This window comes from Pseudomonas sp. NPDC087029 (assembly GCF_044745345.1).
Lineage (GTDB): Bacteria > Pseudomonadota > Gammaproteobacteria > Pseudomonadales > Pseudomonadaceae > Aquipseudomonas > Aquipseudomonas faucium.
In genome coordinates, this window is record NZ_JBIVAB010000011.1 from 106,553 (window position 1) to 133,340 (window position 26,788).

Sequence of the window (26,788 nt, forward strand, 5' to 3'; positions counted from 1 at the left end):
CGTTCCATTGGGCAATGGGCTGAGCCTAGGGGCTCGCTTTCAGCTGTGCAAGCGGCGGGCGTTGCCGCGCTGGTTGAGCTGCGCCAGGTGGTTGCCCAGGTGCATCAGCCAGCAGGCGACGACGAAGGGCGCGGTCAGCCCGGCCACGGGCAGCAGCTTGAACAGCGGTTGCAGCAACAACGCCAGGGCGATGGCCAGCAGCGTCACCCAGGGGCGTTCGCCCTGGCGGCTGAAGGCCAGCGCCGCCAGCGCGGCATTGAACCCGTACAACCCCAGCCAGGCGCCCTGGGCCTGGTCGGCCAGCAGCGCCACGCCGCCGCCGATGGCCGAGCCGATCACGGCCCACAGGGCCGCGTAAGGGTTGGCAATGAACATGCCGGCGATGATCAGCAACCCGGCCAGCGGCTGGTCGAGCAGGAAGATCTGCCCCACACCGCGCGCCAGGGCGTGCAGCGGGTCGGCTTCGACCAGGCCGCTGGGCGCGGGCGTGGCCAGCAGCAGCGTGCACCAGCCGAGCAGGACGAAGGGCGCGGTGTAGGCGATCAGCAGCTTGCCGCCACGCTTGCGCCACTGGTGGGTGATGATGCTGGAAAGACCGCCGGCGGCGATGATCAGTGGCGGCATGATCGCCGACCAGGGCAGCACGGCGCTGATCAGGATGCCGATCAGCACGCCGTTGTAGCAGTACAGCCCGGCCTGGCGGTCGGCGCGGTCGTAGCCGCGGCGCTGGGCCGTGAGCAGGCCGGCGAGGGCGCCGAGCAGGGCGCCGCCGACCAGGTTGGGGGCGGTCAGCAGGATGGCCAGCAGGCACAGCAGGCCGCACAGGGGGCTGCGCAGCAGCAGCACCTGGCTGAAGCCGTTGAGCAAGGCCGTGGCCCAGTCGGGGCACGGGTTGACGAAATTTTTGGTGTACATGGGCAGTCGGCAAGGTTGATGGACGAGCGGTGGGCCTCTTTGGGCCTCGGGTTTTCCGCAATCGGTGTTGGGGGAGGGCTTTGCCCTCCTTTCGCGACACAAGGCCGCTCCTACAGAGGATCGCGGTCGCCTGTAGGAGCGGCCTTGTGTCGCGAAAGGGGCGCAAAGCGCCCCCGGGATTTCAGACCAAGGTCTCGATCCGCAGCGTATTAGTCGAACCCGGCTTGCCAAAAGGCACACCGGCAGTAATCAGCAGCGTGTCTCCCCGGCTGGCCATACCCTGTGCCTGAGCAATCTCCAGCGCCGTGGAAACCACCTCGTCGACCTGGCGCAAACGGTCATTGACCACCGAGTGCACACCCCAAGCCACACTCAGGCGCCGCGCGGTGTTCAGGTTCGGCGTCAGGTTGAGGATCGGCGCCCGCGGCCGCTCGCGCGCAGCGCGCAGGGTCGAAGCCCCCGACTCGCTGTAGTTGACCAGCACCGCCACCGGCAGAATGCCGCTGATGCGGCGGATCGCGCAGCTGATGGCGTCCGACACGGTGGCCTCGGCCTTCGGCCGGCCGACGTCGAGCTGGGCCTGGTAGTCCGGGCCGTTTTCCACCTGGCGGATGATCTTGCTCATCATCTGCACGGCTTCCAGCGGGTAGTCGCCCGAGGCGGTCTCGGCCGACAGCATCACCGCGTCCGCACCCTCGGCCACGGCGTTGGCCACGTCGGTGACTTCGGCGCGGGTCGGCGCTGGCGAGAAGCGCATCGATTCGAGCATCTGCGTGGCGACCACCACCGGCTTGCCCAGCTGGCGGCAGGTGCCGATGATGCCTTTCTGGATCTGCGGCACGCTTTCGGCCGGCACTTCCACGCCCAAGTCGCCACGGGCGACCATGATCGCGTCGGCCAGCTCGGCGATGGCCTGCAACTGCTCGACGGCAGAGGGCTTCTCGATCTTGGCCATGAGGTAGGCACGGTCGCCAATCAGCTGGCGCGCCTCGACGATGTCTTCAGGGCGCTGCACGAACGACAGGGCCACCCAGTCCACCCCAAGCTCCAGGCCGAAGGCCAGGTCGCGGCGGTCTTTCTCGGTGAGCGGGGAGAGGTCGAGCACCGCCTGCGGCACGTTCACGCCCTTGCGGTCGGACAGCTCGCCACCGGCCAGCACTTCGGTGTCGATGGCATCGGCGTGCTTGGCGGTAACCCGCAGGCGCAGCTTGCCGTCGTCCAGCAGCAGGTCCATGCCAGGCTCAAGCGCTTCGATGATCTCCGGGTGCGGCAGGTTGACCCGGCGGCTGTCGCCTGGGGTCTTGTCCAGGTCCAGGCGCAGGGCCTGGCCGCGTTGCAGCTGCACCTTGCCTTCGGCGAAGCGGCCGACGCGCAGTTTTGGCCCCTGCAGGTCCATGAGGATGCCCAGCGGGTAGTTCAGCTGCTGCTCGACTTCACGGATCCACTGGTAGCGCAGGGCGTGGTCGGCGTGCTCGCCGTGGCTGAAGTTGAGGCGGAAGATGTTCACCCCGGCTTCGACCAGCTGGCGGATGTCGTCGATGCCGTTGATCGCAGGGCCGAGGGTGGCGAGGATTTTGACTTTCTTATCAGGCGTCATGATTGTGCAGTCTCGAGGATCAGGATGGCGCGGAAGTCGTTGACGTTGGTGCGGGTCGGCTCGGTGACGATCAGGGCGTCGAGCGCGGCGAAGTAGCCGTAGCCGTTGTTGTTGTCGAGCTCGTCGCTGGCCGACAGGCCCAGCGCTTCGGCGCGGGCGTAGCTGGCTGGGGTCATGAAGGCGCCGGCGTTTTCTTCCGAACCGTCGATGCCGTCGGTGTCACCGGCCAGGGCATACACGCCCGGTAGGCCCTTGAGGCTTTCGGTGAGGCTGAGCAGGAACTCGGCATTGCGCCCGCCACGGCCATTGCCGCGCACGGTCACGGTGGTTTCGCCACCGGAGAGGATCACGCACGGGGCCTTGAGCGGCTGGCCGTGCAGCACGATCTGCCGGGCGATGCCGGCATGCACCTTGGCCACTTCGCGCGACTCGCCTTCCAGGTCGCCGAGGATCAGCGGGCTGAAGCCGGCCTGGCGCGCCTTGACGGCTGCGGCCTCGAGCGATTGCTGGGGCTTGGCGATCAGCTGGAAATGGCTGCGGGCCAGGGCCGGGTCGTCGGCCTTGACGGTTTCCGAGGCGGGGTTGTTGAGCCAGTCGATGACGGCCTTGGGCGCTTCGATGTTGTAGCGCTTGAGGATCGCCAGGGCGTCGGCCGAGGTGCTCGGGTCGGCCACGGTGGGGCCGGAGGCAATGACCGTGGCCAGGTCGCCAGGCACATCGGAAATCGCGTAGGTGTAGACGGTGGCCGGCCAGCAGGCCTTGGCCAGGCGGCCGCCCTTGATCGCCGAGAGGTGCTTGCGCACGCAGTTCATCTCGCCGATGGTGGCGCCGGACTTGAGCAGGGCCTTGTTGATCTGCTGCTTGTCGGCCAGGGTCAGGCCTTCGGCCGGCAGGGCCAGCAGGGCCGAGCCGCCACCGGACAGCAGGAAGATCACGCGGTCGTTTTCATCGAGGTTGCTGACCAGCTCCAGCACGCGCTTGGCCACGGCCAGGCCAGCGGCGTCGGGGACCGGGTGGGCGGCTTCGACCACCTCGATTTTCTGGCAGTTGGCGCCGTGGCCGTAGCGGGTCACGACCAGCCCGGAGACTTCGCCCTGCCAGCTCTTTTCGACCACTTCGGCCATGGCGGCGGCAGCCTTGCCGGCGCCGATGACGATGACCCGGCCGCTGCGGTCGGCGGGCAGGTAGGGTTCCAGGACTTGGCGCGGGTGGGCGGCGGCGATGGCTGTGTCGAACAGCTCGCGTAGAAGTTTTTGCGGATCGACCGACATGGCAGGCTCCCAGAATTCTTGTTGTTCTCAGAATCGAAAACGCCCCTGGAACTGCCTCCGTGCAGGCCGAACCAGGGGCGGGTGTTGCTCGGTGTCACCGATGAACCTGTGGTCGCAGGCTCATCGGTGTTGGCTGCATCGCGGATGAATCCGCTCCTACATAGGATTGCCGTGTAGGAGCGGATTTATCCGCGATGGGCCAGAGAAGGTGTCACTTGTCGTCGCGGATCGAGAAGTTGGCCATGTGCTCCAGGCCTTTGATCAGCGCCGAGTGGTCCCAGTTGCCGCCGCCCAGGGCCTGGCAGGTGTTGAACACTTGCTGGGCGTTGGAGGTGTTGGGCAGGTTGATGCCCAGTTCCTTGGCGCCCTGCAGGGCCAGGTTCAGGTCCTTCTGGTGCAGGTTGATGCGGAAGCCTGGGTCGAAGGTGCCCTTGATCATGCGCTCGGCGTGCACTTCGAGGATCTTCGAGGAAGCGAAGCCGCCCATCAGTGCTTCACGCACCTTGGCTGGGTCGGCGCCGTTCTTGGCGGCGAACAGCAGGGCTTCGGCAACGGCCTGGATGTTCAGCGCGACGATGATCTGGTTGGCCACCTTGGCGGTCTGGCCGTCGCCATTGCCACCCACGCGGGTGATGTTCTTGCCCATGGCTTCGAACAGCGGCAGGGCGCGCTCGAAGGCTTTCGGGCAGCCGCCGACCATGATGCTCAGGGTCGCAGCCTTGGCACCGACTTCGCCGCCGGACACCGGGGCGTCCAGGTAGGCGGCGCCAGTGGCCTTGATCTTCTCGGCGAAGGCCTTGGTGGCGGTCGGCGAGATCGAGCTCATGTCGATCACGACCTTGTTCGGGCCAACGCCTTCGGCGACGCCGTTTTCACCGAACAGGACGCTGTCGACCTGCGGGGTGTCCGGGACCATGACGATGATGAATTCGGCTTCCTGGGCAACCTCTTTTGGGTTGGCCAGGGCTACGGCGCCGGCGGCGACCAGGTCGGCCGGGGCAGCATCGTGGTGGGTCGAAAGGAAGATGCTGTGACCTGCTTTTTGCAGGTTCTGGGCCATGGGCTTGCCCATGATGCCGGTGCCGAGGAATCCGATTTTAGCCATGAGAAATTACCTCTTTTATATTTGTTCGCGGTCCCGATGGGAGCGGTGATTCAGATCGCGTTATGGGTCTTGAGCCAGCCCAGGCCTGCTTCGGTGGTGGTCAGCGGCTTGTACTCGGCGCCCACCCAGCCCTGGTAGCCGATGCGGTCCAGGTGCTCGAACAGGAAGCGGTAGTTGATCTCGCCGGTGCCTGGCTCGTTGCGGCCTGGGTTGTCGGCCAGCTGGATGTGGTTGATCAGCGGCAGGTTGGCTTGCAGGGTGCGAGCCAGGTCACCTTCCATGATCTGCATGTGGTAGATGTCGTACTGCAGGAACAGGTTGTCGCTGCCCACTTCGGCCTGGATTTCCAGGGCCTGCTGGGTGGTGTTCAGGTAGAAGCCCGGGATGTCGCGGGTGTTGATCATCTCCATGACCAGGCGAATGCCTGCGGCCTTGAGCTTGTCGGCGGCATAGCGCAGGTTTTCGACGAAGGTCTTGCGCACGGTGGCGCAGTCCGGGCCTTGCGGGCGGATGCCGGCCAGGGCGTTGACCTGGGTGTTGCCCAGCACCTTGGCGTACTCGATGGCCTTGTCCACGCCAGCGCGGAATTCTTCGATGCGGTCGGGGTGGCAGGTAATGCCGCGCTCACCTTTGGACCAGTCGCCAGCCGGCAGGTTGAACAGCACCTGGGTCAGGCCGTGGGCATCGAGCTGCTGTTTGATTTCGGCGGCGCTGAAATCATACGGGAAGAGGTATTCGACACCGCTGAAACCGGCATCGGCGGCAGCCTTGAAGCGGGCCAGGAAGTCCTGTTCGGTGAACAGCATGGACAGGTTGGCAGCGAAGCGAGGCATGGGTTGTCTCCTAGCGATGAAGGCCCCCGGGCAAGCCCGGGGGCGTCAGGCGATCAGTCGAGCATCGAGATGGCGGTTGGCGCGTCGTTGCCGACCAGGGCGAGGTCTTCGAATTCGTTGACCGCGTTGATCTCGGTGCCCATGGAAATGTTGGTCACACGCTCGAGAATCACTTCGACCACCACCGGCACGCGGAACTCTTCGGCCATCTTCTGCGCCTTGAGCAGGGCAGGGGCGATGTCGTTCGGCTCGAACACGCGGATGGCCTTGCAGCCCAGGCCTTCGACCACGGCGACGTGGTCGACACCGTAGGTGGCGGCGTCGGTGGCGTTGATGTTCTCGAACGCCAGTTGTACACAGTAATCCATGTCGAAGCCACGCTGCGCCTGGCGAATCAGGCCCAGGTAGGCGTTGTTCACCAGCACGTGGACATACGGCAGGTTGAACTGCGCGCCCACTGCCAGTTCTTCGATCATGAACTGGAAGTCGTAGTCACCGGACAGCGCGACGACCTTGCGTTTCGGGTCGGCCTTGACCACGCCCAGCGCGGCAGGGATGGTCCAGCCCAGCGGGCCGGCCTGGCCGCAGTTGATCCAGTGGCGAGGCTTGTACACGTGCAGGAACTGCGCACCGGCGATCTGCGACAGGCCGATGGTGCTGACGTAGCAGGTGTCCTTGCCGAACACCTGGTTCATCTCTTCGTAGACGCGCTGCGGCTTGACCGGCACGTTGTCGAAGTGAGTCTTGCGCTGCAAGGTGGCCTTGCGCTGCTGGCAGTCTTCCAGCCAGGCCTTGCGGCACTTGAGCTTGCCAGCGGCTTTCCACTCGCGGGCCACTTCCAGGAACACATCCAGCGCCTTGCCGGCGTCGGAAACGATGCCCAGGTCCGGGGTGAACACACGGCCGATCTGGGTCGGTTCGATGTCCACGTGCACGAACTTGCGGCCTTCGGTGTAGACATCGACGGAACCGGTGTGGCGGTTGGCCCAGCGGTTGCCGATACCGAACACCAGGTCGGATTTGAGCAGGGTGGCGTTGCCGTAGCGGTGCGAAGTCTGCAGGCCGACCATGCCGACCATCTGCGCGTGGTCGTCGGGGATGGTGCCCCAGCCCATCAGGGTCGGGATCACGGGTACGCCGGTCAGTTCGGCGAACTCGACCAGCTTGTCGCTGGCGTCGGCGTTGATGATGCCGCCACCGGCTACCAGCAGTGGGCGCTCGGCGTCATTGAGCAGGGCCAGGGCTTTTTCGGCCTGCACGCGGGTGGCCGACGGCTTGTTGACCGGCAGCGGCTCGTAGGCGTCGATGTCGAATTCGATTTCAGCCATCTGCACGTCGAACGGCAGGTCGATCAGCACAGGGCCTGGGCGGCCGGTGCGCATTTCGTAGAAGGCCTTCTGGAAGGCGTAAGGCACTTGGCCCGGCTCCAGGACGGTGGTGGCCCACTTGGTGACCGGCTTGACGATGCTGGTGATGTCGACGGCCTGGAAGTCTTCCTTGTGCAGGCGGGCACGCGGAGCCTGGCCGGTGATGCAGAGAATTGGGATGGAGTCGGCCGACGCACTGTACAGGCCGGTGACCATGTCGGTGCCGGCTGGGCCGGAGGTACCGATGCACACGCCGATGTTGCCTGGGTTGGCGCGGGTGTAACCCTCGGCCATGTGCGAGGCGCCTTCGACGTGACGAGCGAGGACGTGATCGATGCCACCCACTTTCTTCAGGGCCGAGTACAACGGGTTGATGGCAGCCCCCGGGATGCCGAACGCGGTATCTACACCTTCACGGCGCATGACCAGAACGGCTGCATCGATTGCTCTCATTTTGCTCATGGTTTGTGCCTCATCGATTTTGTAATTGTATACAACTTGCTTTGTGCCAGAGTGTATTCATGGCAGGCGGCTTAGGTCAACGGGTTTTCGTCGGCAGGCATTGCTTTCGTTCGAGCGCCCATGAAAACGGTGGTTTGCGAACTCGCATACGATCGTTTCAATTTATTGTATACAAAAAGTCATTCAGTTGTGTTCTATTGCCTTATCGCTTTTTCACCTGCCCTCAGGGCTTCTCACAACAAGAAGAGGACCTTTCCATGAACGTTTTGAACCTGAAAGTCGCTGTCAGCCTGGTCAACGCCGCGCTGGCAGCGGGCCGCAAGATCAATGCCGCGCCGTTGACGGTCGCGGTGCTGGATGCCGGCGGGCACCTGTTGGCGCTGCAACGCGAGGACGGCGCCAGCCTGATTCGCCCAGAGGTGGCCACCGGCAAGGCCTGGGGTGCGATCGCGCTGGGCAAGGGCTCGCGCCTGCTGGCGCTGGATGCGCAGCAACGGCCGGCGTTTTTCGCGGCGTTGAACGGGCTGGGTGAGCGCCCGGTGGTGCCGGCGCCGGGGGGCGTGTTGATTCGTGATCAGGACGGCAAGGTGCTGGGAGCGGTAGGGATCAGTGGCGATACGTCGGATATCGACGAGCAGTGCGCGATCAGTGCGATCGAAGAGGTGGGGTTGAAGGCGGATGCGGGGGTGGCTGCCTGATTCTTTATTGACTGGGCCGGCCTCATCGCCGGCAAGCCGGCTCCCACAGGGCGCTCAGCGCATCCTTGTGGGAGCCGGCTTGCCGGCGATCGGGCCTTCAGGCCGCTTCGGGCTCGCAGCCCTTGAGCACCAGCCGAATGATGGTTTCGGCGGCTGCTTCATAATCACTGTCGGCCAGCTTGGCCTTGCCGGTGATCACCGAAATCTGCCAGTCGAAATCGGCGTAGGTCTGCGTCGCCGCCCAGATGCTGAACATCAGGTGATGGGGGTCGACATGGGCGATCTGCCCACGCTCGATCCAGCGCTTGATGCACTCGATGTTGTGGTGGGCCTGCTCGTTGAGCTGCTCGACCTGGTTGGGCGACAGGTGCGGCGCGCCATGCATGATCTCGCTGGCGAACACCTTCGAGGCATGCGGCAGGTCGCGCGAAATGCGGATCTTCGAGCGGATGTAGGCGCTTAGCACTTCCTTCGGATCACCGTCGGCATTGAACGGCGTCGAAGCCTGCATGATCGGCGCGATGATGCTTTCCAGGACCTCGCGATAGAGGTTGTCCTTGGACTTGAAGTAGTAATACACGTTCGGCTTGGGCAGGCCGGCCTTGGCCGCGATATCGCTGGTCTTGGTGGCGGCGAAACCCTTGTCGGCGAATTCTTCACTGGCTGCGCGCAGGATCAGCTCCTTGTTGCGCTCGCGAATGGTACTCATGGTGCTGGCGGTCCTTTGACGCTGCGAGCCCGGATGGTAGCACTGAATGCCACGCTGTCGCTTGCCTGAACGAAATGCGCGTGGCCCGTTGCCGGCGCCGCCGCGCTGCTAGAGTTTCAACTCGACGACCCATTGCCTGGCAGCGGCCTGCTGTCGGCCCCACGCCCGGTTGGTCGCCTGACCCCTGGATCGACTTGAGCGGACGCACTGTCGTGGGCAAAGGCAAACGAATCACACACCGGTTGCTGCTCGGCCTGGGAGGGCTGCTGCTGGTCTTGCTGGCCTGCTGGTGGTGGTCGCGGCCCGCGCACCTGCAGCGCCCGGCAGCTGCCGGCGAGCCGGTGGCTGCGGTGGCCGTGGCGGTCCAGGATGTGCCGGTGTACATCGACGCCCTGGGCACGGTCACGCCCTCGCGCAGCGTCAGTGTCAGCACCCAGGTCAACGGCATTCTCGCCACCGTGGAGTTCCAGGAAGGCCAGGCCGTGCGCCAGGGCCAGGTGATTGCACGGATCGATGACCGGGCGATCAAGGCCCAGCTGGCGCAGGCGCGTGGCGTGCTGGCCCACGACCAGGCGGTGCTGGACAACGCCCGGCGCGACCTGGCGCGGTTTCGCGAACTCATCAAGGCCGGCTCGGTCAGCCAGCAGACCCTCGACACCCAGGCATCGACCGTCGAGCAGCTGGCCGGCACCGTGGCCGCCGACCAGGGGGCGGTGCAGAACCTTGAAGTGCAACTGGGCTATTGCACCATCACCTCGCCGGTCGATGGCGTGGTGGGCTTGCGCCAGGTGGACCCGGGCAACTATGTCAGCACCACCAGCACCACGCCGATCGCGGTGATCACCCAGATGCGCCCGGCCACGGTGGTGTTCGCCGTGCCCGAGGATGACCTGGGCAAGATCCACCAGGCCCAGGTGCAGGGGCCGGTGAGCGTGCTGGCCTTCGACCGCGACAAGCGCGTGCTACTGGCCACCGGTACGCTCCTGGCGCTGGACAACCAGGTCGACACCAGCACCGGCACGGTCAAGGTCAAGGCGCGTTTCGACACGGCCGGCAATGCGCTGTTTCCCAACCAGTTCGTCAATGCCCGGCTCAAGGCCGATACCCTGCAGCAGGTGCCGGTGGTGCCGACGCGGGCCATCCAGCATGGCAGCCAGGGCGATTTCGTGTTCATCGCCCAGGGCGCCAAGGCGCAGTTGCGCAAGGTGCGCAGTGGGCCTGCGAGTGGCGAGCTCACGGCGATTCTCGAGCAAGGCGTGCGGCCCGGTGAGCAGGTGATCACCGAAGGCGCCGACAAGCTCGACGACGGCTCGCCGATCAAGGTCGTGGCGCCATGAGCCGCAGCCAATGAATATCTCGCGCCCGTTCATCGAGCGGCCGGTAGCCACCTGCCTGCTGATGTGCGCGGTACTGCTGCTGGGCATCCTCGGTTATCGCCTGCTGCCGGTCTCGGCGTTGCCGCAGGTCGACTACCCGACCATCCAGGTGTTCACCCAGTACCCCGGCGCCAGCCCCGAGGTGATCAGCTCGTCGATCAGCGCGCCGCTCGAACGCCAGCTGGGCGAGATGCCGGGGCTGCGCTCGATGGGCTCGACCAGCTCGGACGGCGCCTCGGTGCTGACCCTGCAGTTCGACCTGACGCTGTCGCTGGACGTCGCCGAGCAGGAAGTGCAGGCAGCGATCAATGCCGCCGGCACATTCCTGCCGGCCAACCTGCCGTACCCGCCGGTGTACAGCAAGGTCAACCCAGCCGATGCGCCGGTGCTGACCTTGTCGCTGACCTCCGACGTGCTGCCGTTGACCAAGGTCCAGGACCTGGCCGACACGCGCCTGGCGCAGAAGATTTCGCAGATCGCCGGGGTCGGCCTGGTGACCATCAGCGGCGGCCAGCGCCCGGCCGTGCGCATCGAGGCCAACACCTCGGCGCTGAACAACCTGGGCCTGTCACTGGAAGACCTGCGCAGCTCGCTGGGCAGTGCCAACGTCAACCAGGCCAAAGGCAACCTCGATGGCCGCTACCAGGCCTATTCGATCGGCGCCAACGATCAGTTGCAGCAACCCGAAGACTACCGCGACCTGGTGATCGCCTACCGCAACGGTGCGGCGATTCGCCTGTCCCAGGTCGCCAGCTCCATCCTCGGCGCAGAAAACCCGCGCCAGGCGGCCTGGACCAACGGCACCCCGGCCATCGTGCTGAACATCCAGCGCCAACCGGGGGCCAACGTGATCGACGTGGTGGACCGGGTCCAGCGGCTGCTGCCGACCCTGCGCGCCAGCCTGCCGGGCACGCTCAAGGTGGCCGTGCTCACCGACCGCACCCAGACCATCCGCGCCTCGGTCAGCGACGTGCAGTTCGAGCTGGGCGTGGCCGTGGTGCTGGTGGTGCTGGTGATCCTGCTGTTCCTGCGCAACCTGGCCGCCACCCTGATCCCGGCCTTGACCGTGCCGTTGACGCTGGTCGGCACGCTGGCGGTGATCTACACCCTGGGCTTTTCCCTGAACAACCTGACGTTGATGGCGCTGACCATTTCCATCGGTTTCGTGGTCGACGATGCCATCGTCATGGTCGAGAACATCACCCGCTACCTGGAAGCCGGCGACACGCCGCTGCAGGCGGCGCTCAAAGGCGCGGCGCAGATTGGTTTCACCATCGTCTCGCTGTCCATCGCGCTGATCGCGGTGATGATCCCGCTGCTGTTCATGGGCGATGTGGTCGGGCGGTTGTTCCGTGAGTTCGCCATGACCGTGGCCGTGACCATCGTCATTTCCGCGCTCATCACCCTGACCCTGACCCCCATGCTCTGCGCTCGCCTGCTGCGCCACCGGCAGAAAAGCCAGGCAAGCGACCTGTTCACCCGTGTCGAGGGCCGTTACCTGCGCGGCCTGGACTGGGTGCTGGCGCACCGTGGCCTGGCGCTGTTGTCGGTGCTGTTGACGGCGGCATTGACGCTGCTGACCTTGCTGGCCATGCCCAAGGGCTTCTTCCCCGAGCAGGACACCGGCCTGATCCAGGGTATTTCCCAGGCGGCGCCCAGCACCTCGTTCCAGGGCATGCAGCAACAGCAGCAGCGCCTGGTCGCGCGCATTCTGCAAGACCCGGCGGTGCAGAGCCTGTCGTCGTTCGTCGGCATCGACCAGAACAACCCGACCCTCAACCAGGGCAGTCTGCTGATCAACCTCAAGCCACGCGGCGAACGTGACAGCGCCGCGGCGGTGATTCGCCGGCTGGCCGACGCCAACGCCGACGATGCCGGCATCCGCCTGTACCTGCACGGCGTGCAGGACCTGACCCTGGATGCCACGGTATCCACCACTGCCTACCGCCTGGGCCTGCAGGCCGGCGACATGCAGACCCTCGAACAGTGGACCGGCAAGCTGCTGGCGGCGATCCGCCAGGACCCGACCTTCACCGACGTGCAGAGCCAGGCGATGCAGTTCGGCAACCAGGTGCAACTGGACTTCGACCGCGCCACCGCCTCGCGCCTGGGCGTCACCCCCCAGGCCATCGACGATGTGCTGTACGACGCCTTTGGCCAGCGCCAGGTCTCGACCTTGTACACCCAGCTCAATCAATACCATGTGGTGATGGTCAGCGACCGCCCGCCACGCAACCTTGCCGACCTGCTGACAGGCCTCTACGTGGGCCTGCCCGGTGGCGGCGTGGCGCCGTTGTCGAGCATGGCCACGCAGAGCGTGCAGCGGGTGCCGCTGACGCTCAACCGGCTCGGCCAGTTCCCCTACGCCGACATCGCCTTCAACCTGGCCCCGGGGCAGTCGCTGGGGGCGGCCGTAGACCGGCTCAAGGCCATCGAAACGCAACTGGGCATGCCGGCCTCGGTGCAGCTGTCGCTGGAGGGGGCGGCGGCGACCTTTGCCGATTCGCTGGGCAACCAGGCGTTTCTGGTGGGCGCGGCGATCGTCGTGGTGTACCTGATGCTGGGCATCCTCTACGAAAGCTTCGTGCACCCGGTGACCATTCTTTCCACCCTGCTGTCGGCGGCGCTGGGCGCGTTACTGGCGTTGCTGATCACCGGCACGCAGTTCGACATCATCGGCCTGATCGGTATCGTGCTGCTGATCGGCATCGTGATGAAGAACGGCATCATGATGGTCGACTTCGCCCTGGAGCTGCAGCGCGGTGAAGGCGCCGAGCCGCTGGCGGCGATCCGCAAGGCCGCGCAGCTGCGCCTGCGGCCGATCCTGATGACCAGCCTGGCCTCGCTGTTCGGTGCGCTGCCCTTGGCGTTCGGCAGTGGCGTGGGCTCCGAACTGCGCCACCCGCTGGGCATCGCGATCATCGGCGGGTTGCTGCTGAGCCAGGCGCTGACGCTGTTTTCCACCCCGGTGATCTACCTGGCCATGAACGGCCTGGGGCAGCGCTTCAGGCGGCGCCGCGCGTTGCTGGAGGCGCCATGATCAACCTCAGCGCGCCGTTCATCCGGCGCCCGGTGGCCACGGCGCTGCTGGCCCTGGGCCTGGCCCTGTTCGGCGCCCTGGCGTTCACCTTGTTGCCGGTGGCGCCGCTGCCGGAAGTCGACTTCCCCACCATCAGCGTGCGCGCATCGCTGCCGGGCGCCGACCCCTACACCGTGGCCACCTCGGTGGCCACGCCGCTGGAGCGCCAGTTCGGGCAGATCGCCGGGGTCACCCAGATGACCTCCTCGAGCACCCTGGGCGCCACGCGGATCAACTTGCAGTTCGACCTGGATCGCAACATCGATGGCGCCGCGCGCGATGTGCAGGCAGCGATCAATGCCGCGCGCAGCAACCTGCCCAGCGACCTGTCGGGCAACCCGACCTACCGCAAGGTCAACCCGGCCGACTCGCCGATCCTGATCATCGGCCTGACCTCCGCAAGCGCCACCCCGGCGCAGATGTACGACGTGGCCTCCACCTTGCTCGAGCAGCGCCTGCTGCAGACCCGCGGGGTGGGCGATGTCACGGTTGGCGGCGGGGCCTTGCCGGCCGTGCGCGTGGAGCTCAACCCCGACCGGCTCAACCACTACGGCATCAGCCTCGAGCAGGTGCGCACGGCCATCGCCAGCGCCAACGTCAACCTGCCCAAGGGCGCCCTGGACCTGGCCGGGCAGAATCACCTGCTGGCGGCCAACGACCAGCTGTACAACCCGGGCGACTATGCGCCGCTGGTGGTCAAGCATGACGGCGGCAGCCTGGTGCGCATCGCCGACCTGGGCCAGGTGCGCGAGGATGTCGAAGACCTGCGCAACTTCGGCCTGTTCAACGGCAAGCCGGCGGTGCTGCTGGTGTTGTTCAAGCAGCCCGGGGCCAACGTGATCGACACGGTCGATGCAGTGAAGGCGCAGCTGCCTTTGCTGCAGGCGTCGATCCCGGCGACCATCAAGCTGAGCATCCTGATGGACCGCAGCACCACCATTCGCGCCTCGCTGCGCGATGTGGAAATCACCCTGCTGGCGGCCATCGCCCTGGTCACGCTGGTGACCTACGGCTTCTTTCGCGACTGGCGCAGCACCCTGGTGCCGGCCATCGCCGTGCCGTTGTCGCTGCTGGGCACCTTTGCCGGCATGTATTTTCTGGGCTACAGCCTGAACAACCTGTCGCTGATGGCGCTGACCATCGCCACCGGTTTCGTGGTGGACGATGCGATCGTGGTGGTGGAGAACATCATGCGCCACCTCGAACGTGGCGTGCCGCGCCTGCAGGCGGCGCTGGACGGCGCCGGCGAGGTGGGCTTCACGGTGTTGAGCATCAGCGTCTCGCTGGTGGCGGTGTTCATCCCGCTGCTGCTCATGGGCGGCATCGTCGGGCGCTTGTTCCGCGAGTTTTCCGTGACCTTGTCGTTGTCGATCGTCATCTCGATGCTGATCTCGTTGACCATCACCCCGGTGCTGGCCAGCGTGCTGCTGCGCCCACCGGCGCAGGCGCACGCGGGCGATACGCCAGATTCGCGGTACCACCGCTTCTACGACCGCAGCCTGTCCTGGGTGATCGGCCATTCGCGCTTGATGGGGCTTCTGACCCTGCTGGTGCTGGGCTTGGCGGTGGTGCTGTACGTACTGGTGCCCAAGGGCTTCTTCCCGCAGGAGGACAGTGGCCGGCTGTCGGGGACCATCCTGGCGTCGCAGAGTGTGTCCTATGCCGCGATGCAGGCTGACTTTCGCGAGATCAACCGCCAGGTGGTGAGCAACCCCAATGTCCAGACCGTGGGCGGGTTCGTCGGCGGTGGCGGTGGAGGCGGGTCGGGGGCGATCAACAGCGCCCAGCTGTTCGTCGCGCTCAAGCCCAAGGGCGAACGCCAGGCCAGCGCCGACCAGGTGATCGCGCAGATCCGCCACGCCCTGGGCGCGATGCCGGGTACCCGGCTGTACCTGCAGTCGGCCCAGGACATCACGGTCGGCGGCCGGCAGAGCGGCGCGCAGTTCCAGTACACCCTGACCGCGGACGACCAGGCCAGCCTCGACCAGTGGGTGCCCAAGGTGGTGGCGGTGCTGCGCGGCTTGGCGCAGCTCACCGACGTCAACACCGACCAGCAGAACGCCAGCCTGATGACGCACCTGCAGGTCAACCGGGATGCCGCGGCGCGGCTGGGGGTGAACATGGCGGCAGTGGACCAGACGCTGTACGACGCCTTTGGCCAGCGCCAGGTGTCGACCCTGTACCGCGCCGCCAACCAGTACCACGTGGTGATGAGCCTGGCGCCGTCCTACTGGAGCGACCCGGCGGTGCTCAAGACCCTCTACCTGCCCAGCAGCCAGGGCGCAACGCCACTGGTGCCGCTGGCCGCCGTGGCCAGCCAGGCGCTGGCGCGCACGGCGATTGCCATCAACCACCAGGGCACCTTCCCGGCCGTCACGGCGTCGTTCAACCTGGCGCCAGGGGTGTCGATCGGCCAGGCCACCGCGCTGGTCGATGCGGGCGTGGCGCAGCTGCGTATGCCCGCCAGCGTGGTGGGGGAGTTTGCCGGTACCGCGCAAGTGTTCAAGGCCTCGCTGGCCAGCGAGCCGTTGCTGATCGTCGCGGCGCTGGTGTCGGTGTACATCGTGCTGGGCATCCTCTACGAAAACCTGGTGCACCCGCTGACCATCCTCTCGACCCTGCCCTCGGCGGGCGTCGGTGCGCTGGTGGCGCTGCTGCTGACCGGCACGGAACTGTCGATCATCGCCTTGGTGGGGGTGATCCTGCTGATTGGCATCGTCAAGAAGAACGCGATCATGATGATCGACTTCGCCCTGCACACCCGCCGCACCCAGGGCCTGGATGCGCGGGCAGCGATCCGCCAGGCCTGCCTGGTGCGGGTGCGGCCGATCATGATGACCACCCTGGCGGCGACCCTGGGCGCGCTGCCGCTGGTGCTGGGCAATGGCTACGGCGCCGAACTGCGCCGGCCGCTGGGCATCTCGATCATTGGCGGGCTGCTGTTCAGCCAGCTGCTGACGCTGTACAGCACGCCGGTGATCTACCTGTGGCTGGACCGCCTGGCAAGCCGGCTGCGTGGCACCGGCAAGGAGCAAGGCAGATGAACCTGCGCAGCGCTTGCCTGGCCCTGTGCCTGTTGCTGGGGGGCTGCATGGTCGGGCCCGATTACCAGCGCCCGGCGATGGCGCTGCCCCAGGGCTTCAAGGAAGGCGGGCAATGGCAGCGCGCGGCCGCCAACCCGCAGGGCGCCCTGGACAGCCGCTGGTGGCTGGGCTTTGGCGATGCCCAGCTGAACAGCCTGATCGAGCAGTCGGCGCGGGCCAACCAGTCGATCGTCGCCGCCGAAGCGGCCTGGCGCCAGGCCAGGGACCAGGTGGCCATCAGCCGCGCCGGGCTGTGGCCGACCGTGACCGCGGGCCTTTCGGCGACGCGCGGCGTCGATGGCGGCGGGGCGACCTTGTCCAAGGGCACCGGCAGCGGCGTGCAGCAGACCGTCAGCGCCACCTTGGGCGCCAGCTGGGAGCCGGACCTGTGGGGGCAGGTGCGGCGTACCCTCGAATCGAGCGAAGCGCTGGCGCAGGCCTCCGATGCGCAGCTGGCCGGGGTGCGGCTGTCGATTGCCAGCAGCGTTGCCAGCAATTACCTCGGCCTGCGCCAGCTGGACCTGGACATCGCCTTGCTCGAACGCCAGCAGCAGCTCAACCAGCAGCTGCTGGACATGACCCAGGCGAGCTTCGTGCAAGGCGCCGCGTCCAACGACCAGTTGCTGGTGGCCCAGGACCAGTTGAGCACGGTGGTGGCCGCGTTGCAGACCGCCCAGCGCAGCCGCGAGCAGTTCGAGCATGCCTTGGCCGTGCTGGTCGGCCAGGCACCTGCGCAGTTCAGCATCGCGCCGCGCAGCGACTATGCCTTCGCCGTGCCGCACCCGCCGCTGAGCCTGCCATCGCGGCTGTTGCTGCGCCGCCCCGACGTGATTGCCGCCGAACGCACGGCGGCGGCGGCCAATGCCCGCATCGGGGTGGCCGAGGCGGCGTTCTACCCCACCCTCGACCTCAGCGCCGAAGTCGGTTTTCGCGGCAGTGCGCTGGGTGGCCTGTTCAGCGTGCCCAACCGTATCTGGAGCCTGGGCCCGGCGCTGGCGGCCACCTTGTTCGACGGCGGCGCTCGCGAGGCCAGCCTGCGCCAGGCGTATGCCGGCTACGACGAGGACGTGGCCAACTACCGAGGGGCCGTGCTGGCTGCGCTGCAGAACGTCGAGGACAACCTCTCGGCGCTCAACCATCTGCAGCGCCAGGCCGACACCTTCGGCCAGATCCACCAGCGCAACCAGCAGCTGTTCGCCAGCCAGCAGACCCAGCAGCGGGTGGGCGTGGTCAGCCAGCAAGCGGTGGTGACCCAGCAATTGCTGCTGTTGCAGAGCGAGCAGAACTTGCGCGATGCCCAGGGCCAGCTGAGCCAGGCCAGCGTCGCCCTGATCCAGAGCCTGGGCGGCGGCTGGGCACCCTGAGCGGCGCGGAGTATGCTGCAGGTTTTGCTTCGTAGGGAAACGTGAACCATGGCCGCAAGCAGTCTGCTGGTATTGATCGACGACATCGCCACGGTGCTCGACGATGTCTCGCTGATGACCAAGGTCGCGGCGAAGAAGACCGCCGGGGTGCTTGGCGACGACCTGGCGCTCAATGCCCAGCAGGTCACCGGTGTGCGCGCCGAGCGCGAGATCCCGGTGGTGTGGGCGGTGGCCAAGGGCTCGTTCATCAACAAGGCGATATTGGTGCCGGCGGCGCTGCTGATCAGTGCGTTCATCCCCTGGGCGGTGACCCCGCTGCTGATGGTCGGCGGTGCCTACCTGTGCTTCGAGGGCTTCGAGAAGCTCGCGCACAAGTTCCTGCATGGCAAGGAGCAGGACAGCGCCCAGCAAGAGGCGCGCAAGCAAGCCGTGGCCGATGCCAATGTCGACCTGGTGGCCTACGAGAAAGCCAAGATCAAGGGCGCGGTGCGCACCGACTTCATCCTTTCGGCGGAGATCATCGCCATTACCCTGGGCACCGTGGCCGATGCGCCGCTGACCCAGCAGATCATCGTGCTGTCAGGCATCGCCATCATCATGACCATCGGCGTGTACGGGCTGGTGGGCGGCATCGTCAAGCTCGATGACCTGGGCCTGTGGCTGACGCAGAAGGCGTCGAGCGTGGCCCGGGCGGTGGGCAACGGCATCCTGCGCGCCGCGCCCTACATGATGAAGAGCCTGTCGGTGATCGGCACCGCGGCGATGTTCCTGGTCGGTGGCGGCATCCTGGTGCATGGCATCGCGCCCCTGCATCACGCCATCGAGGCGTTCAGCGAGGGGCGCGGTGGGGCGCTGACCGGCGCGCTGCTCAACGGCGTGGCCGGGGTGCTGGCCGGCGCCGTGGTGCTGCTGGTGGTCAGCGCCGCTTCCAGGCTGTGGCGGGCGATCAGGGGCTGACCACCACGTTGCTGTCGGCCGGTTTCCAGCTCAGCAGGCCCTGGCTGAAGCCATAGGCGGCGCTCTGGTAGTAGGCGATGGCCCGGCGTACCAGCGGGTTGTCATTGCCCACGGTGGTTTCGCGGCTGTTGCCCAGGGCATCCTGGTGCACGCGCATGCCGCCGCGCGGGCTGAGGATGGCCAGGTCCTGGCCGTCGAACAGGCCCAGGTGCTGGTAGTTGCCGATCAGCACCCGTGGCGGCAGGGCATCTTCCTTGAGCAGGTCGCGGCCAAAGAAGGTCGAGGTGTAGTTCAGGTTGAGCAGGCCGAGCACGGTGGGCGCCAGGTCGATCTGGCTGGCCAGCTTGCCATCCTCGCGCGCTTCGACCAGCTTGGGCGCGTAGATCCACAGCGGGATCTGGTAGTTGTTCACCGGCAGGTCCTCGACACCGGCGCTGCCGGCGGTGTGGTCGGCGACGAAGATGAACAGGGTGTTGTCGAACCAGGGCTTGGCCTTGGCCTGTTCGAGGAACTCGGCAATGGCGTGGTCGGTGTACTTCACGGCGCCTTCACGGCCTTCACCGGACGGGATGTCGATACGCCCGTCGGGGTAGGTGTAGGGGCGGTGGTTGGAGGTGGTCATCAGCTGCAGGAAGAACGGCTGCTGCTTGGCGTGGTCGGCATCGGCCAGCTTCAGGGTCTGGCGGTACAGGTCTTCGTCGGCCATGCCCCAGGCGTTCTTGAAGCTGATCTCGCTTTCATCGACGCTGCTCTGGTCGACGATGCGGTAGCCATTGCCGCTGAAGAAGGCGTTCATGTTGTCGAAGTAGCCGCGCCCGCCATAGACGAACACCGCATCGTAGCCCACCGCCTTCAATTGCTGGCCGAGGCTGGCGTAACCGCTTTCGCGGCCGATGCGCTTGACGATCGAGCGCCCCGGGGTGGGCGGGATCGACAGGGTGATGGCTTCCAGGCCGCGGTCGGTGCGCGTGCCGGTGGCGTAGAAGTTGTTGAAGTACAGGCTCTGGCGGCGAAGTGCATCGAGGTTTGGCGTGAGGTTGCGTTCATCGCCATTGCTGCCCATGTACTTGGCGCTGAAGCTTTCGATGGTCACCAGGATGATGTTTGGCGTGCGCTGCGCACCGTCGGCGCGGACCTGGCGGCGGATGTCCTGCGGGTCGCTGCCTTCGAGCTGCACGCGCGGTTCGGCCAGCTCCTTGTGCATCTGCGCGCCGACATCGGCGGCGTCCAGGCTTGCATAGAACTGGGTGTAGTCCAGTTCGTTGTTACGGAAGGCGGCGAAGAACTGGTACGGGCCGTTGCTGGCCAGCTCGCGCTGGTAGGCGTTGCCGCCCTGGCCACGGGGGAACTGCTGGTCGATCACCAGCACGTTCAGGCCCACCAGCACGGCCAGCTGGGCAACGCCGAGCAGGCGCTGGCGCGCTGTCGCGGCGGGTGCGGCCAGGGCCTGGGCCAGCGGCTTGCGCAGCAGCAAGGCAAGCACCAGGGCGACCACGGCGATGGCGCTGAGCAGGGTTGGCAGTGGGTAGGACTCGCGGATGTTGTCCAGCACTTCCTTGGAGTACACCAGGTAGTCGACGGCGATGAAGTTGAAGCGCACGCCGAACTCGTCCCAGAACAGCCATTCGGCCACGGCGACGAACAGCATCACGAACAGGCTCAGCACCAGCAGCGCGCCCAGCAGCCAGCGATGCCCGCGGGTACGCCACAGCCCGGCGGGGCACAGTGCCACGTAAACGCCCAGCGGCAAGGCGGCGTAGACCAGGAAGCTGAGGTCGTAGAGGGCACCGCCGAAGAACAGCGAGAAGTAATTGCCGCTCACTTCATCCAGGTGGGTAACCAGCAGCACGATCCGCGTCAGCAGAAAAATACCGAACCAGAGTGAGCAAACAAGTAGCAGGTACCGCCACGGGGCGGACAGGGAATTGCGCATGGAGTTGGCCTGTTGTCTTTCTTGGATATGCGAGGACAGGCAGTGTAGAAGGGACTTTGAAAAAAATCTGTCAAAATTTCGCAGTGCGTGAAATGCAACGCGCACTTATAGTCGCAGGCCTTGGCATTTAATCGTATCGGGAGGTGGGAACATGTTTGGCAGTGTATTGACTTACGATACCTATCACTTGGCGCTCTACCTGCTCACGGCCCTGGCCTGGGCGGCCTTGGGCTTTTTCCTGCTGCTGCGGGGGCTGGATCTGCAGGCGCTGTACCGCTGTTGCGCGATGTTCGGCCTGGCCCTGGCGATCAATGCGGTAATGCTGGTGTTGGATATCTTGCGAATACTCGAACATCACCAGGTGGAATTGGCGTTGCTGGTAATTGGCATGGCCTTGCCGCTCTCGATTATTTTGACCTTCAAGGCAAATTCTTTTGTAAATAAGCGAGCGCTTAAATAAGTGTAAGTGATCGCTTACACGTTTGCCGGTGACAGCGTCGATGGCCTCGACGCTGTCACGATTCAGCCGATCAGAAGTGCACTTTGACCAGGAAGCTGGCGGTGTTCTGGTCGGTGGTGAAGCCTTCGGAATCCTTGATCCCGTACTTGTTCTTCCAGTAGTCGTACTCGAAACCGACGTACAACTGCTTCTCGCCCAGGTGCAAGGCCTTGCCCAGGTCGTACTTGACCTGCGGGTTGAAGTGCAGGTTGGCGTGGTAGTCGCCACGGCTGTTCTGGTCGTTGTCGACCACCCAGTCCATGTAGCCGTCGATGAGGATGTCGGACGAGCCCACAGGCAGGGTGTAGGACCACACCGGGGTGATCTGCCAGACGTTGTCACCCGGGCGGCTGCCGTCGGTGGTGCGCTGGTAGAAGTTCAGCTGGAAGTAGTCGAAGCCTGGGATCGCCAGGTCGAAGCCCGGGCCGATCAGGTACGACTCGGTATCACCCTCGCCGAACTCATAGGTCATGGCCAGCAGCACGTCCTTGACCGGGCCGAACTCCAGCTTCTGGTCGAAGATCTTGCCGAACGACAGGCGCGGGCTGATCTCGCCGTAGTAGGTGTTGGGGCCGTTGTTGAAGTCCTTCTTGCCGTTGTAGAAGATCTTGTCGACGAAGATGAAGTTGTCGCCGTACTTCCAGCCATCGGCGTGTTCGAAGGTGACCGTCTGCTGCACTTCAGGGTTGACCTTGAAGTTCTTGCCCCACAGGTAGGTCAGGCTGTTGTTCTGCCACTGCAGCAGGTCGTCGGCGTAGGTCGCGCCGCAGGCCAGCAGGCCGCCGGCGAGAATCAGGCTGTTGATGGTACGCATTGCGAGTGTCGCTCCCTTGTTTTGATCTGTTGTCAGCGCTCGTAAAGGCGCTGTTCTTGTCTTTTGAGTCAGCTTTTTTCGATAGGCCACAGCTGTTTGGCAAGAGCTGCGCCAACTTTTCCGGGTTGGCGGCAACGGTCCTGCTCGACTCGTTCTGAACGGATGAAAATGGGTATTTCAGGCTGGCAACACGTTGGCCAACCGCCCGAATTCATTGACTGAGCGGTCAGTAAACGCAGGCAGAATCCATCCTGCCCTGATCGAGGGGGCGCGCAGATTACTGGCTTGCGCGCCCGGCCTCAAGTGCTCCATCTTGGAACACGCTGTTACAAAGTTGTGCGTTCGGTCAGGTTATCAGAAATGCACCTTGATCAGTGCACTGGCAACGCTCTGATTGCTTTCCAGGTTGCCGCGGCTGTCGATACCGTACTTGTCCTTCCAGTAGCTGTACTCGAAGCCCACGTACAGCTGCTTGGCGCCCAGGTTCAGGGCCTTGCCCAGGTCGTACTTGACCTGTGGGTTGAAGTGCAGGTTGGCGTGGTAGGTGCCGCGGCTGTTCTGATCGTTGTCGGGCACCCAGTCCATGTAACCGTCGATCAGAATGTCGGACTTGCCCACCGGGATGGTGTACGACCAGCCAGGGGTGATCTGCCAGACATTGTCGCCAGGGCGGCTGCCTTCGGTGTTGCGCACATAGAAGTTGAGGGTGAAGTAGTTGAAGCCCGGGATGTCCAGGTCGAAGCCGGGGCCGATCAGGTAGGCCTCGTTGTCGCCTTCACCGCGTTCGTAGGTCATCGCCAGCAGCACGTCCTTGACCGGGCCGAAGGCCAGCTTCTGGTCGAAGATCTTGCCGAACGACAGGCGCGGGCTGAACTCACCGTAGTAGGTGGTCACGCCTTTGCCCGGGTCGGGCTTGCCGTTGTAGAAGATCTTGTCGATGAACAGGAACGTGTCGCCGTACTTCCATTTGTTGGCGTGCTCGAAGGTGATGGTCTGCTGGATGTCGGGGTTGACCTTGAAATCCTTGCCGTACAGATAGGTCAGGCTTTCGCCATGCCAGAGCAGCCAATCGCCTGCGTGCGCGGGGAGGGTGGCCAGCAGGCTGCTGCCCAGCAGCAGTGACGAGGTGATGCGCTTCATGTTGTGATTCCCGGACTTATTGTTTTTGTTGGCGGTTTTTTCGGCGCGCAGGCGCCCCGAGCAGCCCATTCCGGCGGGCCGACGGTGTAGCGGTTACTGCGGGTATGAGCAGGGGCGGCAAAGCTGCCGCCCCGCTAGGCTCAATGCTGGTGACAGGCGTCGTTGTGCGCGGCGCGGTCGGCACCGCCGAGGATGTTGAACAGCACGTTCAGCACCAGGGCACTGACCGTGGCCATGGCGATGCCGCTGTGGGTGATGGGTTCCATCCACTGGGGCATCTGCGCGAAGAACTCCGGACGGACCACGGGGATCAGGCCAAAGCCGACGCTCACTGCAACCAGCAGCTGGTTGCGACGGTCGCCGATGTCCGCTTCCTGGAGGATCTTGATCCCGGTGGCGGTGACCATGCCGAACATGGCGATGGACGCGCCGCCCAGTACCGCAGGCGGGATCGAGGCGATCAGGAAGGCCGCCTTGGGCAGCAGGCTGAGCAGGATCAGCAGGGCGCCGGCGACCACGGTGACGTAGCGGCAGCGTACCCCGGTCATCTGCACCAGGCCGATGTTTTGGGCGAAGGAGGAGTGGGTGAAGGTGTTGAAGAAACCGGCGACGAACGACGCACCGGCATCGCACAGCAGGCCGCGACGCAGCATGCCAGGCGTGACTTCACGATCAGTCACCTTGCCCAGGGCCAGGAACATGCCCGTGGACTCGACGAAGATGATCACCACCACCAGGCACATCGACAGGATCGGTGCCAGGCTGAAGGTCGGCATGCCGAAGTGCAGTGGGGTCACCACTTGCAGCCACGGCGCCTCGTTCAGGCCAGACAGGTCGACCATGCCGATGGAGCCGGCCAGGATGTAACCCAGGCCCATGCCCACCAGGACCGAAACGTTGACCCAGAAACCGCGCATGAAGCGGTTGATCAGCAGGATCACCGCCAGCACCAGGCCAGCCACCATCAGGTAGATGGGCGAACCGAAGGCTTCTGCCTCATGGCCACCACCGGCCCAGTTGACCGCGACCGGGAACAGCGACAGGCCGATCGAGGTAATCACGGTACCGGTGACCAGCGGTGGGAAGAAGCGCACCACCTTGGACATGAACGGCGCAATCAACATGCCGAAGAAGCCGGCAGCGATGGTTGCACCGAAGATCCCCTGCAGGCCTACGCCGGGCATGCCGGCCATGGCCACCATGCTGCCGACGGCAGCGAAACTGGCGCCCATCATCACCGGCATGCGGATCCCTACCGGGCCGATACCGAACGACTGGATGATGGTGGCTACGCCTGCGACCAGAAGGTCGGCGTTGATCAGGAAGGCAACTTCTTCACGGGACAATCCGGCAGCCTGGCCGATGATCAAAGGCACGGCAATCGCGCCTCCGTACATCAACAGAACATGTTGCAGGCCTACCAGGATCAGTTGGAACAGGGGCAGGGGCTGTCGCGGCGGCGCAACTGGAATGTACGCCTTGCGTGACTCGGACATGCAGCACCTCGAGTTTTGTTTTTATTCTCGGATCCAAGCGCCAGGCCAAGGCCTGGTCGCTCGATGCTTGCTTGTTGCGTGTTGCTTGCAGCGTGGGCCGGCAAGCCGGCCCATTCGCGGCGCAAGGCCGCTCCCGCCAGGGCGCGCGGACGCCCCGGCGGGACAGGTGTATCAGTTGACCTGCGCGCCTTTGGCGATCCAGTCACCGACCAGCTTGCGCTCCTCGGTGGTCATCTGGGTGATGTTGCCCAGCGGCATGATCTGGCTGGCGACCGCTTGCGCCTGAATGCGCGCGGCCTGGGCCTGGATCTGCTGCGGGGTGTCGAACATCACGCCGGCAGGGGCAGCGCTGAACAGTGGGCTGGTCGGTTTCGACGAGTGGCACACACTGCAGCGTTCCTGGATGACTTTGTGGATCTTGTCGAAGTCGCCACCAGCAGCCTGCGCGGTCGCTTCGGCCGGCGCTTGTGCGGGTGCGGCTGGCGCTTGGGAAGCCTTGGCGGCGTCTTCGGCACGTTGCTCGGCAGCGGTCTTGCCACCCACTGCAGTTGCCGGCAGCGGTTGGTACTCGATCTTCGCCGCCGCCTGCTCAGGCGCAACAGCCATCGGCTTGGGGCCGGTGACGTAGGCCAGGCAGATCATCGCCAGCGCGCCCACAGGCAGGGTCCAGGCGTACTTGTTGCTGTCGTGGCGGGTGTTGAAGTAGTGGCGGATCAGAACCGCGGCTACTGCGATACCGGCCAGGATCAGCCAGTTGTACTGGCTACCGTAGGTGCTCGGGAAGTGGTTGCTGATCATGATGAACAGCACCGGCAGGGTGAAGTAGTTGTTGTGACGCGAACGCAGCAGGCCCTTGGCCGGCAGCACCGGGTCGGGGGTCTGGTTGTTCTCGATCGCCGCCACCAGCTGGCGCTGGGCCGGCATGATGATGCGGAACACGTTACCGACCATGATGGTACCGATGATCGCGCCGGTGTGCAGGTAGGCACCACGGCCGCTGAACACCAGGCTGAAGCCGAAGCAGGCAGCGATGATCAGCACGAACAGCACGGCGCCGAGCAGGGCAGGGTGCTTGCCCAGTGGCGAGTCGCACAGGAAGTCGTAGATGAACCAGCCGGCGATCAGCGAACCGATACCGATGGCCACGCCTTCGGCACCGCTCAGGGTGCTGCCGGGTGCCAGCAGGTACAGGCTGGGGTTCCAGTAGAACACCACGCACAGCAGGGCAATACCGGACATCCAGGTGAAGTAGGCTTCCCATTTGAACCAGTGCAGGTTCTCGGGCATTTTCGGGGGTGCGAGTTTGTATTTCTCCAGGTGGTAGATACCACCGCCGTGAATCGCCCAGAGATCACCCGACAACCCATCGCGCGGGTTGCTTCGATTCAGGTGGTTCTCCAGCCAGACGAAGTAGAACGATGCACCGATCCAGGCGACACCGGTGATCATGTGAACCCAGCGAATGCTCAGGTTCAGCCATTCGTGAAGGTGTGCTTCCACAGTATGTACCTCTGCCAGTCACCGTTTGATGACTGACCTTTTCTTATTGGTGGGGATTGAGGATCAGCATCTGTTCCTCGGTGAAGTAATGCTCATCGCAGTTGTTGCCAGAACCACTGCGATCAACCACCAGGAAATCATCCCGCTTTTCGATCGTCAGCACCGGGTGGTGCCAGACGCCGCGATGGTAATTGACGCCCTGCCTGCCATTACTGCGGAAGGCACGGACCAAGCCTGATACAGGTGCATCGCCAACGGGCGCGACCACGATCAGAAAGGGGTTGCCGAGCAGCGGGATGAAAGCCTGGCTGCCCAGCGGATGGCGCTCCAGCATGCGCACGGTCAGCGGCATGTCCTGCGCGTCGGCGCGGAAGATGCTGATGATGGCGTTGTCTTCAGGCTCGGCGGTCTCGACCGTGGCGAGCTTGTGAAAGCGCATGGTCGAGCCGTTGTTGATCATGAAGTGGTCGCTGCCATCGGTTTCGATCACGTCTCCGAAAGGGGCGAAGGCTTCTTTGGTCAGGGGCTCGATCATCAGGGTGCGCATGCGGTTATCTCTTCTATTGTTCGTTTTCTGTTTGGGTTCGGCT

Annotated in this window: 20 protein-coding genes; 7 read left to right on the forward strand and 13 right to left on the reverse strand. The window is 65.0% G+C overall.

All coding sequences use genetic code 11. The features are described from left to right. Positions 1–39: 39 nt before the first annotated feature. The 6 genes from ACIPG5_RS18095 to gcl form a co-directional block, all read right to left on the reverse strand. Positions 40–915, reverse strand: coding sequence for an urea transporter (locus ACIPG5_RS18095; protein ID WP_176517166.1), 876 nt, complete (start codon positions 913–915; stop codon positions 40–42). Between the two features lie 181 nt (positions 916–1,096). After that, positions 1,097–2,512, reverse strand: coding sequence for a pyruvate kinase (gene pyk / locus ACIPG5_RS18100; protein ID WP_176517165.1), 1,416 nt, complete (start codon positions 2,510–2,512; stop codon positions 1,097–1,099). Continuing rightward, positions 2,509–3,783: a glycerate kinase gene (locus ACIPG5_RS18105; protein ID WP_176517164.1), complete on the reverse strand. Its 1,275-nt coding sequence runs from the start codon at positions 3,781–3,783 to the stop codon at positions 2,509–2,511. Before ACIPG5_RS18105 ends, pyk begins: the two co-directional genes overlap by 4 nt. Positions 3,784–3,994: 211 nt before the next feature. Continuing rightward, a complete protein-coding gene (locus tag ACIPG5_RS18110; protein ID WP_314618067.1) occupies positions 3,995–4,888 on the reverse strand; it encodes a 2-hydroxy-3-oxopropionate reductase in 894 nt (297 codons plus the stop codon). Between the two features lie 50 nt (positions 4,889–4,938). Further along, positions 4,939–5,721: a hydroxypyruvate isomerase gene (gene hyi / locus ACIPG5_RS18115; protein ID WP_176517162.1), complete on the reverse strand. Its 783-nt coding sequence runs from the start codon at positions 5,719–5,721 to the stop codon at positions 4,939–4,941. A 53-nt stretch (positions 5,722–5,774) separates the two neighbouring features. Continuing rightward, the gene (gene gcl, locus ACIPG5_RS18120) at positions 5,775–7,550 is read right to left on the reverse strand and encodes a glyoxylate carboligase (RefSeq protein ID WP_176517160.1); all 1,776 of its coding nucleotides are present in this window, start codon (positions 7,548–7,550) and stop codon (positions 5,775–5,777) included. Positions 7,551–7,807: 257 nt separating this feature from the next. Here gcl and ACIPG5_RS18125 point away from each other — a divergent pair, with 257 nt between their 5' ends. After that, positions 7,808–8,248 (forward strand): heme-binding protein, encoded by a 441-nt coding sequence (locus tag ACIPG5_RS18125; RefSeq protein WP_176517158.1) that lies wholly within the window; start codon positions 7,808–7,810, stop codon positions 8,246–8,248. A 97-nt stretch (positions 8,249–8,345) separates the two neighbouring features. On the opposite strand, the gene ACIPG5_RS18130 is transcribed toward ACIPG5_RS18125, so the two are convergent. Next, entirely contained in the window at positions 8,346–8,957 is a 612-nt protein-coding gene (locus ACIPG5_RS18130; protein WP_176517156.1) for a TetR/AcrR family transcriptional regulator, read from the reverse strand. A gap of 266 nt (positions 8,958–9,223) precedes the next feature. Here ACIPG5_RS18130 and ACIPG5_RS18135 point away from each other — a divergent pair, with 266 nt between their 5' ends. Genes ACIPG5_RS18135 through ACIPG5_RS18155 form a run of 5 tightly spaced genes read left to right on the forward strand, consistent with a single transcriptional unit; the run spans position 9,224 to position 18,816 of the window. Then, positions 9,224–10,294, forward strand: a complete 1,071-nt coding sequence (locus ACIPG5_RS18135; protein ID WP_401376919.1) for an efflux RND transporter periplasmic adaptor subunit — start codon at positions 9,224–9,226, stop codon at positions 10,292–10,294. A gap of 10 nt (positions 10,295–10,304) precedes the next feature. Next, positions 10,305–13,373 (forward strand): efflux RND transporter permease subunit, encoded by a 3,069-nt coding sequence (locus ACIPG5_RS18140; RefSeq protein WP_401376842.1) that lies wholly within the window; start codon positions 10,305–10,307, stop codon positions 13,371–13,373. After that, positions 13,370–16,456, forward strand: coding sequence for an efflux RND transporter permease subunit (locus tag ACIPG5_RS18145; protein WP_401376844.1), 3,087 nt, complete (start codon positions 13,370–13,372; stop codon positions 16,454–16,456). Before ACIPG5_RS18140 ends, ACIPG5_RS18145 begins: the two co-directional genes overlap by 4 nt. Continuing rightward, a complete protein-coding gene (locus tag ACIPG5_RS18150) occupies positions 16,453–17,859 on the forward strand; it encodes an efflux transporter outer membrane subunit (protein ID WP_176517151.1) in 1,407 nt (468 codons plus the stop codon). Before ACIPG5_RS18145 ends, ACIPG5_RS18150 begins: the two co-directional genes overlap by 4 nt. Positions 17,860–17,907: 48 nt before the next feature. Next, positions 17,908–18,816: a DUF808 domain-containing protein gene (locus ACIPG5_RS18155; protein WP_401376847.1), complete on the forward strand. Its 909-nt coding sequence runs from the start codon at positions 17,908–17,910 to the stop codon at positions 18,814–18,816. Here the strand turns inward: ACIPG5_RS18155 and ACIPG5_RS18160 are convergent. Further along, on the reverse strand, positions 18,806–20,749 hold the full coding sequence (locus ACIPG5_RS18160) for an LTA synthase family protein (RefSeq protein ID WP_401376850.1): 1,944 nt from the start codon (positions 20,747–20,749) through the stop codon (positions 18,806–18,808). The two genes, ACIPG5_RS18155 and ACIPG5_RS18160, sit on opposite strands and share 11 nt — an antisense overlap. A gap of 151 nt (positions 20,750–20,900) precedes the next feature. Here ACIPG5_RS18160 and ACIPG5_RS18165 point away from each other — a divergent pair, with 151 nt between their 5' ends. Next, complete coding sequence (locus ACIPG5_RS18165; protein WP_176517148.1) at positions 20,901–21,209, forward strand: hypothetical protein; 309 nt, start codon at positions 20,901–20,903, stop codon at positions 21,207–21,209. 70 nt (positions 21,210–21,279) lie between these two features. On the opposite strand, the gene ACIPG5_RS18170 is transcribed toward ACIPG5_RS18165, so the two are convergent. The 5 genes from ACIPG5_RS18170 to ACIPG5_RS18190 all read right to left on the reverse strand — a co-directional run bounded on the left by ACIPG5_RS18170 (position 21,280) and on the right by ACIPG5_RS18190 (position 26,745). Further along, positions 21,280–22,062 carry an outer membrane protein OmpK gene (locus ACIPG5_RS18170; RefSeq protein ID WP_176517146.1) on the reverse strand — a complete coding sequence of 261 codons (783 nt, stop codon included), beginning with the start codon at positions 22,060–22,062 and terminating at the stop codon, positions 21,280–21,282. 354 nt (positions 22,063–22,416) lie between these two features. Beyond that, on the reverse strand, positions 22,417–23,202 hold the full coding sequence (locus ACIPG5_RS18175) for an outer membrane protein OmpK (RefSeq protein ID WP_176517145.1): 786 nt from the start codon (positions 23,200–23,202) through the stop codon (positions 22,417–22,419). 140 nt (positions 23,203–23,342) lie between these two features. After that, positions 23,343–24,698, reverse strand: coding sequence for a nucleobase:cation symporter-2 family protein (locus ACIPG5_RS18180; RefSeq protein ID WP_176517144.1), 1,356 nt, complete (start codon positions 24,696–24,698; stop codon positions 23,343–23,345). Positions 24,699–24,869: 171 nt separating this feature from the next. After that, positions 24,870–26,198 (reverse strand): urate hydroxylase PuuD, encoded by a 1,329-nt coding sequence (locus tag ACIPG5_RS18185; protein ID WP_176517143.1) that lies wholly within the window; start codon positions 26,196–26,198, stop codon positions 24,870–24,872. Between the two features lie 43 nt (positions 26,199–26,241). Continuing rightward, positions 26,242–26,745, reverse strand: a complete 504-nt coding sequence (locus tag ACIPG5_RS18190) for an ureidoglycolate lyase (protein ID WP_016393761.1) — start codon at positions 26,743–26,745, stop codon at positions 26,242–26,244. Positions 26,746–26,788: the final 43 nt, after the last annotated feature.